Origin of the sequence: Mycobacterium sp. OAE908 (genome assembly GCF_017872775.1) — a bacterium.
Taxonomy (GTDB): Bacteria; Actinomycetota; Actinomycetes; order Mycobacteriales; family Mycobacteriaceae; genus Mycobacterium.
In genome coordinates, this window is record NZ_JAGGJL010000001.1 from 1,022,594 (window position 1) to 1,036,024 (window position 13,431).

Below are 13,431 nucleotides of genomic sequence, written 5' to 3' on the forward strand. Positions count from 1 at the left end.
TGCCCGCGCAGATAATAGCGCGACGCACGTTGCCCTGTGAGGCGGATGTGACACTCCGAAGACGACGATGCAACAACTTGATGTCACCGGAGTACACAGATATATTGAGTGCAACCATCAGGTACAGATAAACCGGGAGGGGCCATGGCGCAAGGTCTGACAGATCTGCAGCTACTGCACGAGCTCGAGCCCGTCGTCGAGCAGAACATCAATCGGCACCTGTCGATGCGCAAGGACTGGAACCCGCACGACTACATCCCGTGGTCGGACGGCAAGAACTATTACGCACTCGGCGGCAAGGACTGGGACCCCGAGGAATCGAAGCTGTCCGAGGTGGCCCGGGTCGCAATGCTGACCAACCTCTTGACCGAGGACAATCTGCCCGCATATCACCGCGAGATCGCGATGAACTTCTCGATGGACGGGCCGTGGGGCTTCTGGGTCAACCGCTGGACGGCCGAGGAGAACCGACACGGCATCGCGCTTCGTGACTACCTCGTCGTCACCCGCGCCGTCGATCCGGTCGAGCTCGAGATGCTGCGCATGGAGCAGGTCACCCGCGGCTTCTCCCCCGGCCAGAACCAGCAGCTCGAGGGCGACGCCGACCTCTTCGCAGAAAGCCTGTTCGACTCCGTCATCTACGTGACGTTCCAGGAGCTGGCGACGCGTGTCAGTCACCGCAACACCGGCAAGGCGTGCAACGAAAGCGTCGCCGACCAACTGCTGCAACGGGTTTCGGCCGACGAGAACCTGCACATGATCTTCTACCGCGACGTTTCCGCGGCCGGGTTCGATATCGCACCCAACCAGGCGATGCACTCGCTGCACAAGGTGCTGAGCAACTTCAAGATGCCCGGCTACACGATTCCGGACTTCCGGCGTAAGGCCGTCGTCATCGCGTCGGGTGGTGTCTACGATCCGCGCATTCACCTCGACGACGTGGTCATGCCGGTGCTCAAGAAGTGGCGCATCTTCGAGCGCGAGGACTTCACGGGCGAGGCCGCGCGTCAGCGCGACGAGCTGGCCAAGCTTGTCGAGGAGCTCGAGGAGGCCTGCGTCAAGTTCGAGATCGCCAAGCAGCGCCGTCTCGAGCGGCTGGCCCAGATGGCGGACAAGAAGGCGGCAAAGGAGCTCGCCGCATCAGCGTCGTAACCGACGATCGGCCCGCATTACGGATAGGGCCGATCGAGCTGCGGAGCCCTGTCGTACTGGCCCCGATGGCCGGTGTGACAAATGTCGCATTCCGCACGCTGTGCCGAGAGCTGGAGCTGGCCCGGGCCGGCACGGTCAGCGGCCTCTACGTGTGCGAGATGGTGACCGCCCGCGCGCTCGTCGAGCGCCATCCGGTCACCATGCACATGACGACGTTCGCGCCCGACGAGTCGCCCCGCTCGCTGCAGCTCTACAGCGTCGACCCGGACAACACCTTTGCTGCGGCGAAAATGATCGCTGACGAGGGCCTGGCCGACCATGTCGACATGAATTTCGGCTGTCCGGTGCCCAAGGTCACCCGGCGCGGCGGCGGTGCCGCGCTGCCCTTCAAGCGGCGGCTGTTCGGCCGTATCGTCGCCGCGGCCGTGCGCGCTACCGAGGGCACCGGCATCCCGGTGACCGTGAAGTTCCGGATCGGCATCGACGACGCGCACCACACCCATCTGGACGCAGGCCGGATCGCGGCCGAAGAGGGCGCGGCCGCCGTGGCACTGCATGCCCGCACCGCGGCGCAGCGCTACTCCGGAACTGCGGACTGGGAGCAGATCGCCGCATTGAAACAGCACGTCACGACGGTTCCCGTGCTCGGCAACGGCGATATCTTCGACGCGGATGACGCGCTGGCGATGATGGCAGCCACCGGGTGTGACGGAGTCGTCATCGGTCGTGGCTGCCTTGGCAGGCCGTGGTTGTTCGCCGAGCTTTCGGCGGCCTTCGCCGGAACGACGCCTGCCACGCCGCCCACCCTCGGGGAGGTCGCCGCCATCATGCGCAGGCACGGCCAGTTGCTCGCCGACCATTTCGGCGAGGACAAGGGTATGCGCGACATGCGCAAGCACATCGCGTGGTACCTGCACGGATTTCCCGCCGGGGCCGACCTACGACGGGCATTGGCCCTGGTCAAGACGCTTTCGGAGCTGGACTCGCTGCTGGCTCAGCTCGACCCGCAGGTGCCGTTTCCACTTGCGGCGACGGGGCCGCGCGGACGGCAAGGTTCGGCTGCATCGGTGGCCCTGCCCGAGGGCTGGCTGACCGATCCCGACGACTGCACGGTGCCCGCGGGAGCGGACGTCATGCACTCCGGAGGCTAAACCGAGACGTTCTCGGTACCTTCGGTGGACTGGCCGTCTCTCAGGATGTCTCAGTACGATAAGGCTCTTGTCGTATCCGGCTCCAACGGCGGAGCCCGCAGAGTGTCGTTACCCGAGCTAGAGGCACACGAAGTACTGCATACGCCCACGCGCACCGACGCGCGCGACGGTCCAGAAAGTCGGAGGCCACCAGAACATGAGTGACGGCGACGGGGATTTCCCTGATGCCACTCCTGGGCTTCCCAGCGCTGGGCCCAACCGATGGCTTACCCGAAGTGCGCCGCCATCGCCAGGCGCCGCGCCGTGGGAGCGCAGCGGGCATTCCGATGCCGAGGACGACGACAAGGGCGCCCCTGCCGGTAACCACACCGACGGCGTCACCGTCGCCGACCTGATCGCGAAGCTGAACGGTGCTTCGAGCGTCCCCGAGGAACTGAGGCGACCCCGGCCTGCGCCGGAACCCCGGCCTGCGCCCGAACCGCCCGCTCCGGCGACCGAGATCATTCCGCCCGTCATCGAGCTGGACGATCCGGACACGGAGATCATCCCCGTGGTCGCCGGGTACGCCTCTGAGGTGCCGGATCTGGCGACGCTGCGCAGCGACGACCGGGTGCAGCCGTCGCGTATCGGGTCCGGACGCGGCGCGCCCAAGGCCGAGAAGAAGCGGCCGCGTTTCACCAAGACGATGGTGGCCGGTCGGGTGGCCGCCGCGTTGATCGCGGTGAGCGCGCTGGCACTGACCGGCGGTGCCTGGCAATGGCAGTCGTCGAAGAACAACATGCTCAACAAGGTCTCGGCGCTGGATCCCAACTCGCGAGACATCCTGGACCCGAATGCACAGTTCGGTGACGAGAACTTCTTGATCGTCGGGGTGGACAGCCGATTCGGCGAGAACAGCGATATGGGTGCGGGAACCACCGACGACGCCGCAGGCGCACGGTCGGACACGATCATGCTGGTGAACATCCCGGCCAATCGCAAACGCGTTGTGGCCGTGTCGTTCCCGCGTGATCTCGCGATCACCCCCACCAAGTGCGAGCACTGGGATCCCGATACGCATCAATATGGTCCGGTCACCGACCAAGAGTCCGACGCCTACGGACAAGACCAGGTCTACACCGAGACGAAGATCAACTCCGCGTACGCGGTCGGCGGGCCCAAGTGTCTGGTCAAGGTGATCCAGAAGCTGTCCGGTCTTTCGGTAAACCGGTTCATGGCAGTCGATTTCGCCGGCTTCTCGAAGATGGTCGACGCTCTTGGCGGTGTCGAGGTGTGCAGCACCACCCCGCTGGAGGACTACGAACTCGGCACCGTGCTGGCCAATGCGGGCAGGCAGATGGTCGACGGCCACACCGCGCTGCAGTACGTGCGCGCCCGGCAGGTCACCACCGAGACCAACGGCGACTACGGCCGCATCAAGCGCCAACAGCTGTTCCTGTCGTCGCTGCTGCGCTCGATGATCTCCAAGGAAGTGTTCTTCTCGCTGTCCAAGCTCAACAACGTGGTCAACATGTTCATCAACGACAGCTTCGTCGACAACATCGACACCAAGGACCTTGTCGACCTCGGCCAGTCCGTTCAGGGTGTCAGTGCCGGCCGCATCACATTCGTGACGGTTCCGACGGTCGGATATGCCGACGAGTACGGCAACGAAACCCCCCGCACCGACGACATGCGGGCGCTGTTCGACGCGATCATCAACGACGACCCGCTGCCCGAGGAGAAGAATCCGGACAACACTCCGGTGCCCGGTACGCCGGAGTCGAAGGCCAGCACCCCCGAGGCGTCTCCTTCGCCTGCGCCGGAGAACGCCGAGTTGGTCAGCGCGGTCACCACCAACCCGCAGGACATCACCGTGCGCGTGTCGAACTCGACCGGTGAGGACGGCCTGGCGTCCACCGCAGCGAGCGAACTGCAGTCGCACGGCTTCAACGTGACCAGCCCCGACGACTATCCCGGACCGCTGAACTCGACGACGGTGTTCTTCTCGCCAGGCAACGAGCAGGCCGCGGCCACCGTTGCGTCGTCCTTCACCAATCCCACCATCGAACGGGTCAGCGGCTTGGGCGATGTGGTGCGGGTGGTGCTCGGAAGCGACTTCCTGTCGGTGACTCCGCCGTCGCCGAGCGGATCCCCCGTGCAGGTTCACGTTGTGCGTGGGACCAGTACGACACCGACGCATCTGCCCGAGGATCTGACGGTCACCAACGCCGCCGACACCTCGTGCGAATAACGCTGTAGCACCGCCACCTTCGGGCCCCATTTAGGCAGGTGGCATTCACCTTTCGTTCACCGCTTGCGTCGTGACGTACCGATGACAAACACCGTAGGCTTGGCGCATGCGAACCGCGTACCACGAGCAATTGGATGCCCTGACAGCCCAGCTCGGCGAGATGTGCGGGCTGGCGGGCACTGCCATGGAACGCGCCACGCAGGCCCTGCTGCAAGCCGATCTCGTGCTGGCCGAGCAGGTCATCACCGACCACGAGCAGATCGCGGCGATGAGCACGCGCGCCGAAGAAAGCGCGTTCGTGCTCCTGGCGCTGCAGGCGCCGGTGGCAGGCGATCTGCGATCGATCGTCAGCTCGATTCAGATCGTCGCCGACGTTGACCGGATGGGCGCGCTGGCGCTGCACGTCGCCAAGATCGCAAGGCGCCGCCATCCCCAACACGCGCTGCCCGAAGAGGTCAACGGTTATTTCGCTGAAATGGGCCGCGTTGCAGTCGAATTGGGCAACAGCGCGCAGGAGGTGCTGATCACCCGGGATCCGGAGAAGGCAGCGCGAATCCGCGAAGAAGACGACGCGATGGACGACCTACACCGTCACCTGTTCACGGTGCTGATGGACCGGGAATGGAAGCACGGGGTCGCCGCGGCCGTCGACGTGACACTGCTCGGCCGCTTCTACGAGCGGTTCGCCGATCACGCCGTGGAGGTGGCCCGCCGCGTCATCTTCCAGGTCACCGGCAATCACCCCGACGAGGAACAGATCCCCACTCCGCGCTGAGGCGTTACGGCCGCAGCACGATCTTTCCCCTGGTGTGCCGCTCCTCCAGCGTGCGGTACGCCGCTTGTACCTGGTCAAGCGGGTACACCGCGGCAATGGGCAGCTCCAGCTCACCCGCGGCAATCAGCTCCGCCAACTCCGCGAGCACCCGAGCATCGGCACCCTCGGCATTGCCGTCGCCCTTCACGCCGAACCGCTCGATGGCTGCGAAGTCGATGATGGTGTCCACCCGCTGCGGATCAATGCCGAGTTCGGTCACCGCCAGTTCGACGTAGCCACCGCCGAAGAAGTCCAGGAACGCGTCGATTCCATTGGGCGCCGCCGCGCGGAGCCGGTCGGCCAGCGAGTCGCCATAGTTGACGGGGACCACGCCGTGTGCGGTGAGCCATTCGTCGTTCGACGGGCCGGCGATGCCCAAAACTGTTGCGCCAGCGCGCTTTGCGAGCTGAACGGCGATGGTGCCAACTCCCCCGGCCGCACCTGCGACGGCGACCGTGTCACCCGGCTTCAACGCAACGGCACGGACCGCAGCGTAAGCGGTGGCGCCCACGCCGGGCAGGCCGCCTGCGACCTCCCACGGCACCGGATCGGGTTTGGCCGTGAGCTGGTCAGCGGGTACTGCCACGAATTCGGCCTGACTGGAGCGCTTCTCGGTGAAGCCCAGCACCCCGTCGCCGACTGCGAAGCCGTCGACGCCGGCACCGATCTCGGCGACCACACCGGCCAGATCACTGCCCTGTCCGGACGGGAACGTCGCCGGCCACCGATCGTGAAACGCGCCGCGGCGAATCATCGCCTCACCAGGGTTGATTCCGGCCGCCCTGACCGCAACCAGCACCTCGCCCTCACCAGGCACAGGCTTGTCGACTTCACGCACCGCGAGGACGTCGATGTCGCCGTACTGATCGAACTGCACTGCTTTGGCCATGGCCACTACGACCGCCGCAGCGTGTCGATTATTCCCTACCCGAAGCGGCCGGAGATGTAGTCCTCCGTGGCCTTTTCGTTCGGGTTGGAGAAGATCTTCTCGGTGTCGTCGATCTCGATGAGCCGGCCCGGCTTACCCGTCGCCTCCAGATTGAAGAACGCGGTCTGGTCGCTGACGCGGGCGGCCTGTTGCATGTTGTGCGTGACGATGACGATCGTGAAGTCCTGCTTGAGCTCCGCGATCAGGTCCTCGATCGCCAGCGTCGAGATCGGGTCGAGCGCTGAGCACGGCTCGTCCATCAGCAGCACATCCGGCTGCACCGCAATCGCGCGGGCGATGCAAAGCCGCTGCTGCTGGCCACCCGAGAGGCCGCCGCCGGGCTTCTCCAACCGGTCCTTGACCTCGTTCCACAGGTTGGCACCCTTGAGGGAACGCTCGGCGACCTCGTCGAGCGCCTTCTTGCTGCGCACGCCCTGCAACTTCAGCCCGGCCACCACGTTGTCGCGAATTGACATGGTAGGGAACGGGTTTGGCCGCTGGAACACCATGCCGATGGTCTTGCGGACACCGACCGGGTCGACTCCCGCGCCGTAGATGTCCTCACCGTCGAGCAGCACCGAACCTTCGACGCGGGCGCCGGGAATCACCTCGTGCATGCGATTGAGCGTCCGCAGCACCGTCGACTTGCCGCAACCCGACGGCCCGATGAACGCCGTAACACTGCGGGGCTGAACGGACAGCGCGACATCGGCCACGGCGTGGAACGAGCCGTAGTAGATGTTGACGTCCTTGAGGTCCAACCGCTTGGCCACTTGAAGCTCCTAAACCTTCTTGGGGGCGAAGATCTTCGCGATGAACCGCGCCCCGATATTGAGTATGGCGATCAACAGGATCAATGTCAGGGCCGCGCCCCAGAGTCGGTCGGTCGGCACCGGGTTGGCGCCCGCGCCCGCCGAAATCTGGTCGTACATCATGCCCGGCAGCGATCCCATGAATCCGTTGAACATGTCGAAGTTCATCGCCTGCGCGTAGCCGACCAGGATCAGCAACGGCGCGGTCTCCCCCATCACGCGGGCCAGCGCCAGCATGATGCCGGTGACGATGCCCGACAACGCCGTCGGAATGACAATGCGCACGATCGTCTTCCACTTCGGCACGCCCAGCGCATAACTGGCTTCGCGCAGGTCCATCGGAACGATGCGCAACATCTCTTCGGTGGCGCGCACGATGACCGGAATCATCAACAGCACCAACGCAAGTGACACCGCAAAGCCGGAGCGTTGGAAGCCGAGTGTGGCCACCCACAACGCGTAGATGAACAGCGCCGCCACAATCGAGGGCACACCCGTGAGGATGTCGACCATGAACGTGGTGATCTTGCCAAGTCGCGTACCGCCGCCGTACTCAACAAGATAGACGGCGACGAAGATGCCGATCGGAATCGAGATGATCGCACACACCAAGCCCTGCAACACGGTGCCGATGATTGCGTGGTAAACCCCGCCACCGGCCTGGAATGCCGTCATGCCCGCCTGGGAGTTGGTGAACCAGACGGGTGAGGCGAGCGCCTTGATGCCCTTGGTGATGGTCGAGTACAACACCCACAGCAGCGGCACCAACGCGATCACCAGCGACGCCGTAACCAACACTGTCGCAATGTTGTTGGTGACCTTGCGGCGAAGGCTCACGCCCTGGAAGGTCGTGACCTTGACCGGGCGGTCCAGAGTCGAGGTCATTTCGCGCCCCTTCCTGCGACCGCGGCACGAGCAAGCGAGTTCACCACGAACGTCAGGATGAACAACACCAGGCCGGCGGCGATGTACGCGCCTGCTTTGTACTGGTCGTTGAATTCGCTTGCGGTAGCGGCGATCTTGCTCGCAAATGTGTAGCCACCGTCGAACAGCGTCCAACTGAACGCCTTCTGCGTGCCGCGCAGGATGATCAACAACGCGATCGTCTCACCCAGCGCACGGCCGAGGCCGAGCATCGCACCGCTGATGTAACCGGACAGGCCGAACGGCAACACCGTGGTGCGCACGACCTCCCATCGGGTGGCGCCGAGCGCGAGCGCCGCCTCGATTTGACCGCGGGGCGTCTGGATGAACACCTCTCGTGTCACCGCGGTGATGATCGGCAGGATCATGACGGCGAGCACGATGCCGGCCGTGAAGATGGTTCCGCCTCCCGCCACCGATGCGTTGCCGGTCTTGAACAGAAACAGCCAGTCGAGATTCTTGTTGAGCCACAAGGCAAACGGCTTGAGCACCGGGGCCAGCACGTAGAGCCCCCACACGCCGTACACGATCGACGGCACCGCCGCGAGAAGGTCGACCATGTAGCCCAGCGGGCCCGCCAGCCGCCGTGGCGAGTAGTGGGTGAGAAATATCGCGATGCCCAACGCGACGGGCATGGCGAGGATCAACGCGAAAAGCGATACGAAGACGGTCACCTGGAGCAGATCGAGGATGCCGAAGTGCATCGCCGACGTGTCGGTGGTGATCCAGTTTCCGCCGTAGAGGAAGAAGTTCTCTTTGTTGCGGGCGAGCGCCGGGACCGCCCGCCACAACAGGAAAGCCCCGATCGCGGCGATGATGACGACGATCAGGACTCCTGAGCCCTCCGCAAGCCCGCGGAAGACCCTGTCTCCCAACCGGACCTTCGTGCCTTTGGCAGGGTCGGTGGAGATGGGCGGCGGTGCGGGAAAGGGTGAAGCGATCACTTCACCCGATCCCGCGTCCGCTGGGTTCGGCAGCCCGTTTGCTTCGGTCACATCGAGCCTATCGGTCATTGGTCCCGGCACCCATCCTCACCGCAATCGTGCTGTCGCGCAGGGCAACTATGCAATTGCGTCGACGGACTTGAGCAGGCGCTGCTTGAAGGAGTCCGGCAGCGGGACGTAACCGGCGGCAGACAGGTTGGCCTGGCCCTGGTTCGCCGAAACCGTCAGGAACGACTTCACCGCGGCAGCGGTGTCGGCGTCGTAGCCCTTGCTGCACACGATCTCGTAGGTGGCCAGCATCAGCGGGTACGAGCCGGGCTCCTTGCTGGCATACAGCGCGTTCAGGTCCAACGTCAGGTCGTTGCCGTCGCCCTTGACCTTGGCGGCGGCAACGGCCTTCCCGGTGGAGTCGTCGGTCAGGGCGACCGCGCCCGCACCGCTGTCGATCTCCGCATTCTTCAGGCCGGCAGCCGCGGCCGGACTCTTCTCCACGTAGCCGATCGACCCGGGCGTCGCCTGGATGGCCTGCACCACGCCGGACGACTTCTGCGCACCCTCGCCCGCGCCACCCTGGAACTCCTTGCCTGCGCCCTTGGTCCACGACTGCGGGGCGGCGGCGGCCAGGTACTTCTGGAAGTTGTCGGTGGTGCCCGACGAGTCCGAGCGGTAGACGGGCTTGATGTCGGCGTCCGGCAGGCTCGTGCCGCTGTTCAGGGCGGCGATGGCCGGGTCGTTCCACTTGGTGATCTGTCCCTGGAAGATCTTCGCCAGCACGTCCGCGTTCACGACGAGCTTGTCGACACCGTCGATGTTGAAGGCCAGCGCAACCGGGCCGAAGACCAGCGGCAGGTTCCATGCGGGGTTGCCGCCGCAACGGTCGGCGGCCTTCTTGACCTGGTCGTCCTTCAGCGCGGAGTCGGAGCCCGCGAAGTCGACCTGCTTGGCGATGAACTGGTCAACGCCGGCGCCCGAACCTGTCGGGTTGTAGGCGAGGGTCTTGCCGGAGCAGACCTGGCCCCACACCTTGTTCAGCTCGGCGATCGCGTTCTGCTGCGCCGTCGAACCCTCGCCGGTGAGCGAGTTCTTCCCGCCGCAATCAGCCTTGGCGGACGCGGTGCCGGTGCCCGTGCCCGACGCGCTCGTGCCAGGAGCCGAGGCGTTGTTGTCGCTACCGCAGGCGGTCAGCGTCAGCGCGGCGATCGCCGTCGCTGAGAGGGTAGTGCCGAGCGCCTTGCCAATGCTGTTGAGCTTCACTGATCCCACTTTCGGTTGACGGCTTTGAACTCCACGGCAACGTATGCGGCCGTAGTGGACGAATCTCAGATGGAAAGTGAACGGAAGGTGAACAGGTCAGCTAATTCACAGGTGGCGCCGCGTAGGCCGCGTCGACGCTGAATACGTCGAAACCCAGCCGTTGATACGTCTTGACGGCCGCGGAGTTATCTGCCTCGACGTAAAGCATCACCGTCGGTTGTTCACTTTCGGAAAGCCGCACGGCTAGATGGTGCAATCCGGCCAATGTGAGTGTGGCGCCCAGTCCGCGTCCCTGCGCGGCCGGATCGACCCCGACGACGTAGACCTCGCCGAGATCGGCGTTGTGCACTTTGGTCCAGTGAAAGCCCACCAGCTTGTCGGTCTGCTCATCGAATGCCATGAACAATCCCGCGGGGTCGAACCAGAGCTCGCCGCGACGCTCGGCGATGTCGGCAGCCGTCCAGCCGCCCTGTTCCGGGTGCCATGCGAACGCGGCGTTGTTCACGCGCAGCAGTTCGGAGTCGTCGGCGGCCCCGGAATAAGTGGTGATACGGACTCCCTCGGCTGCGGTGACCGGGGGTAGGTCGGTCAGCGGCCGACGCATCTGGAGCAGCTCGCGCACTGTGACGAGGCCGAGCGCGTTGGCTGTCGCACGCGCGGCCTCGAGGTTGCCGTGCGCCCAGATTCGCGCGTCGTCGCCGCCTTCGGACAACCCCGCGCGCGCCATCGCCGAACCGATGCCCCGGCGTCTGGCGTCGGGACGCACCACCAACTCAGCCATCGCGGGGTCTGCGGTGAGGTTGAGGTAGCCGAGGATGTCGTCGCCCTCAACGGCCAGCAGGTGTCGGGTGCGATCGTGGGCGAGTTCGCGAAGCACCTGGTCGCCGACGGGTGCGACGCCGTCTTCTTGTCGGGCCGCCGCGATCAGCTCACGGATCCGGCGCTGCTCATCATCGGACAGGCCCGCACGCCAGCCGATTGAGCTCACGGACTGCGCAGCGGGTCAGCCAGCGCGTCGGGCACGCTGTCCGGCGTCTCGTAGCTCGCGTCGTCGACCATGTCGTCGGACACTTCCGATCCCGGCGCAGGCGGCCTGCCGCGCGCGGGCCGCACCGCCTTGTAGCCGACGTTGCGCACAGTGCCGATCAGCGATTCGTATTCCGTGCCGAGCTTGGCGCGCAACCGTCGCACGTGCACGTCGACGGTGCGGGTGCCACCGAAGAAGTCATAACCCCACACCTCTTGCAGCAGTTGAGCGCGGGTGAACACCCGACCGGCGTGCTGAGCGAGATACTTCAGCAGCTCGAATTCCTTGTAGGTGAGGTCCAGCGGGCGTCCGCGCAGCCGGGCGGTGTAGGTGCCCTCGTCGATGATCAGCTCGCCGAGGCTGATCTTGCCGACGTTCTCCTGGTTCGCCACGCCCCCGCGGCGTCCGACCAGCAGCCGCAGCCGGGCGTCGATCTCGGCAGGCCCAGTGCCTGGCAACAGAATCTCGTCGAGACCCCATTCGACGTTGACGGCGACCAGGCCGCCCTCGGTCACGACGGCCACCACGGGCACCGAGGTCCCCGTCGTACCCAACAACCGACACAGGCCGCGAGCGGCGGCCAGATCCGTGCGCGCATCGACGATCGCCACATCCGCGGTGCCCGCCTCGAGAAGGGAGGACACCTCCGTCGGTGCTGTCCGCACGTTGTGGGCCAACAGGGCCAACGAGGGCAGCACAGTTTCGGGATGCGGATCGACGGTCAGTAGCAATAGATCCAACTGGCCCTCCAACAGCCATAGGGACCTCGCCCGGACAACGATGTCGGTGGTGACTTCCCAGATTCACGCCTGACATACGGCCGTTACCCGGCCGATGGTCACATAACGATAGCGCGGCACCAGGCGGTTAGCCGCGTCGAGCAGGGCAACCCGTCGCGGTGGGCCAGAATGTCCGGGTGCGAAAGCTGCTGATCGGTGCCATCGCGACCGTAACCGTGGTCGTGGTGGGTGCCGTGGGTGCTGACTTCGGGGCGGCGATCTACGCCGAATACCGGCTGGCCAGAAGCGTGCGCGCGGCCGCAAACCTGAACTTCGACCCGTGGGTGAGCATCCTGGGCTTTCCGTTCATCACGCAGGCGACCAGTGACCACTTCAATGAGATCGAGATCAAGGCCAGTGGCGTTGATCACCCTGTCGTCGGCAAGGTCGGCCTGGAGGCAACCCTGCATTCGGTCGACGCGGCCGACGCTTCCTGGCTCATCGGGCCCGATGCGAAGCTGCCGGTCGGCAAGCTGGAAAGCCGCATCATCATCGATTCGACGCATCTCGGGCGGTTCATGGGCGTCCCCGATCTGCTGGTCGAGGCCCCGTCGCGGGAGACCAACGACGCGACGGGCGGCACCACCGAGTCCGGCATTTCCAGCAACCGGGGGCTGGTGTTCACCGGCACTCCGAAGAAGGCGGGCTACGACAAGAAGGTCAGCATCTCCGTCGACCTGTCGATCGCCGGGCCCGACGAGACAACGCTGATCTTCACCGCGACCGGCGTGCTGACCGGCGCGGGCACCGCCGACCAGGAGATCCCCGAGGACAAACTCCCTGCTGTGCTCGCCGCGTTCAGCAATTCCCTGCCTGGTCAGAAGCTGCCGTTCGGGGTGCGACCAACCAGCGAGGGGGCCCGCGGTTCGGACGTCATCATCGAGGGCATCACCAAGGGAGTAACCATCCCGCTCGATCGGTTCAATTTGTCATGAGCTCATCAGTGGTACTGGCGGTCACGGTGCTGATCGCCGCTTTGGGCGTGGCCTTTGTAATAGGCCGGCTGGTGACGCTGCGTGCCGGGATGCTGAAGGCCGCCTCCGACGCCAGCAATGTCGACACCTCCGACCTCGGGCTTTCCGAAAGCGGGCCGACCATCCTGCACTTCAGCGCGGATTGGTGCGGACCCTGCGGGGCGGTCCGGCGGGTGGTGGATCAGGTGTGCGATGAGCTGCCCGGCGTCGCGCACGTCGAGATCGACATGGACGCCAATCCCGAAGCCGCTCGACGGCTTTCGGTGATGTCGCTGCCTACGACGTTGATTTTCGATGCGGACGGCCGTCCCCGCTATCGCACCACCGGTGTGCCCAAGGCCGCTGACCTGCGCTCCGCCGTCGAACCGCTGTTGGCTTGATCACCATGTCATTGGGTAAGCTGTCCGACGTGTCCGCCCGCCTCGAGCCCATGCTCACC

Annotated in this window: 13 protein-coding genes; 6 read left to right on the top strand and 7 right to left on the bottom strand. The window is 65.3% G+C overall.

What is annotated here, in order from left to right; all coding sequences use genetic code 11:
* Positions 1–144: 144 nt before the first annotated feature.
* From J3E61_RS04900 to phoU, 4 genes are all read left to right on the top strand, one after another.
* On the top strand, positions 145–1,152 hold the full coding sequence (locus tag J3E61_RS04900; RefSeq protein WP_192724160.1) for an acyl-ACP desaturase: 1,008 nt from the start codon (positions 145–147) through the stop codon (positions 1,150–1,152).
* Positions 1,140–2,303: a tRNA dihydrouridine synthase DusB gene (dusB, locus tag J3E61_RS04905; RefSeq protein ID WP_210085434.1), complete on the top strand. Its 1,164-nt coding sequence runs from the start codon at positions 1,140–1,142 to the stop codon at positions 2,301–2,303. Before J3E61_RS04900 ends, dusB begins: the two co-directional genes overlap by 13 nt.
* 196 nt (positions 2,304–2,499) lie before the next feature.
* Positions 2,500–4,536: an LCP family protein gene (locus tag J3E61_RS04910; protein WP_210082809.1), complete on the top strand. Its 2,037-nt coding sequence runs from the start codon at positions 2,500–2,502 to the stop codon at positions 4,534–4,536.
* 106 nt (positions 4,537–4,642) lie between these two features.
* Positions 4,643–5,311, top strand: a complete 669-nt coding sequence (phoU, locus tag J3E61_RS04915) for a phosphate signaling complex protein PhoU (RefSeq protein ID WP_210082810.1) — start codon at positions 4,643–4,645, stop codon at positions 5,309–5,311.
* A gap of 4 nt (positions 5,312–5,315) precedes the next feature.
* Here phoU and J3E61_RS04920 read toward each other — a convergent pair whose 3' ends face one another.
* The 7 genes from J3E61_RS04920 to J3E61_RS04950 all read right to left on the bottom strand — a co-directional run bounded on the left by J3E61_RS04920 (position 5,316) and on the right by J3E61_RS04950 (position 11,979).
* Positions 5,316–6,239 carry an NADP-dependent oxidoreductase gene (locus J3E61_RS04920; protein WP_210082811.1) on the bottom strand — a complete coding sequence of 308 codons (924 nt, stop codon included), beginning with the start codon at positions 6,237–6,239 and terminating at the stop codon, positions 5,316–5,318.
* A 35-nt stretch (positions 6,240–6,274) separates the two neighbouring features.
* Positions 6,275–7,051, bottom strand: a complete 777-nt coding sequence (locus J3E61_RS04925; protein WP_192724164.1) for a phosphate ABC transporter ATP-binding protein — start codon at positions 7,049–7,051, stop codon at positions 6,275–6,277.
* 9 nt (positions 7,052–7,060) lie between these two features.
* Positions 7,061–7,975 (bottom strand): phosphate ABC transporter permease PstA, encoded by a 915-nt coding sequence (gene pstA / locus J3E61_RS04930; protein ID WP_192724165.1) that lies wholly within the window; start codon positions 7,973–7,975, stop codon positions 7,061–7,063.
* Positions 7,972–9,027 (bottom strand): phosphate ABC transporter permease subunit PstC, encoded by a 1,056-nt coding sequence (gene pstC / locus J3E61_RS04935; protein ID WP_192724166.1) that lies wholly within the window; start codon positions 9,025–9,027, stop codon positions 7,972–7,974. The genes pstA and pstC overlap by 4 nt, the downstream gene beginning before the upstream one ends.
* A 48-nt stretch (positions 9,028–9,075) precedes the next feature.
* Positions 9,076–10,212, bottom strand: a complete 1,137-nt coding sequence (pstS, locus tag J3E61_RS04940; RefSeq protein WP_192724167.1) for a phosphate ABC transporter substrate-binding protein PstS — start codon at positions 10,210–10,212, stop codon at positions 9,076–9,078.
* Positions 10,213–10,312: 100 nt separating this feature from the next.
* Positions 10,313–11,200, bottom strand: a complete 888-nt coding sequence (gene mshD, locus J3E61_RS04945; protein WP_210082812.1) for a mycothiol synthase — start codon at positions 11,198–11,200, stop codon at positions 10,313–10,315.
* Positions 11,197–11,979 (bottom strand): response regulator transcription factor, encoded by a 783-nt coding sequence (locus J3E61_RS04950; protein ID WP_210082813.1) that lies wholly within the window; start codon positions 11,977–11,979, stop codon positions 11,197–11,199. The genes mshD and J3E61_RS04950 overlap by 4 nt, the downstream gene beginning before the upstream one ends.
* Before the next feature lie 158 nt (positions 11,980–12,137).
* On the opposite strand from J3E61_RS04950, the gene lmeA reads away from it, so the two are divergent.
* Entirely contained in the window at positions 12,138–12,953 is an 816-nt protein-coding gene (lmeA, locus tag J3E61_RS04955) for a mannan chain length control protein LmeA (protein ID WP_192724170.1), read from the top strand.
* Entirely contained in the window at positions 12,950–13,372 is a 423-nt protein-coding gene (locus J3E61_RS04960) for a thioredoxin family protein (RefSeq protein ID WP_192724171.1), read from the top strand. The genes lmeA and J3E61_RS04960 overlap by 4 nt, the downstream gene beginning before the upstream one ends.
* Positions 13,373–13,431: the final 59 nt, after the last annotated feature.

Coding starts and splice junctions, on each gene's coding strand:
- J3E61_RS04900 (WP_192724160.1), top strand. CDS start 145: ATGGCGCAAGGTCTGACAGATCTGCAGCTACTGCACGAGCTCGAGCCC.
- J3E61_RS04910 (WP_210082809.1), top strand. CDS start 2,500: ATGAGTGACGGCGACGGGGATTTCCCTGATGCCACTCCTGGGCTTCCC.
- phoU (WP_210082810.1), top strand. CDS start 4,643: ATGCGAACCGCGTACCACGAGCAATTGGATGCCCTGACAGCCCAGCTC.
- J3E61_RS04920 (WP_210082811.1), bottom strand. CDS start 6,239: ATGGCCAAAGCAGTGCAGTTCGATCAGTACGGCGACATCGACGTCCTC.
- pstA (WP_192724165.1), bottom strand. CDS start 7,975: ATGACCTCGACTCTGGACCGCCCGGTCAAGGTCACGACCTTCCAGGGC.
- pstC (WP_192724166.1), bottom strand. CDS start 9,027: ATGACCGATAGGCTCGATGTGACCGAAGCAAACGGGCTGCCGAACCCA.
- J3E61_RS04960 (WP_192724171.1), top strand. CDS start 12,950: ATGAGCTCATCAGTGGTACTGGCGGTCACGGTGCTGATCGCCGCTTTG.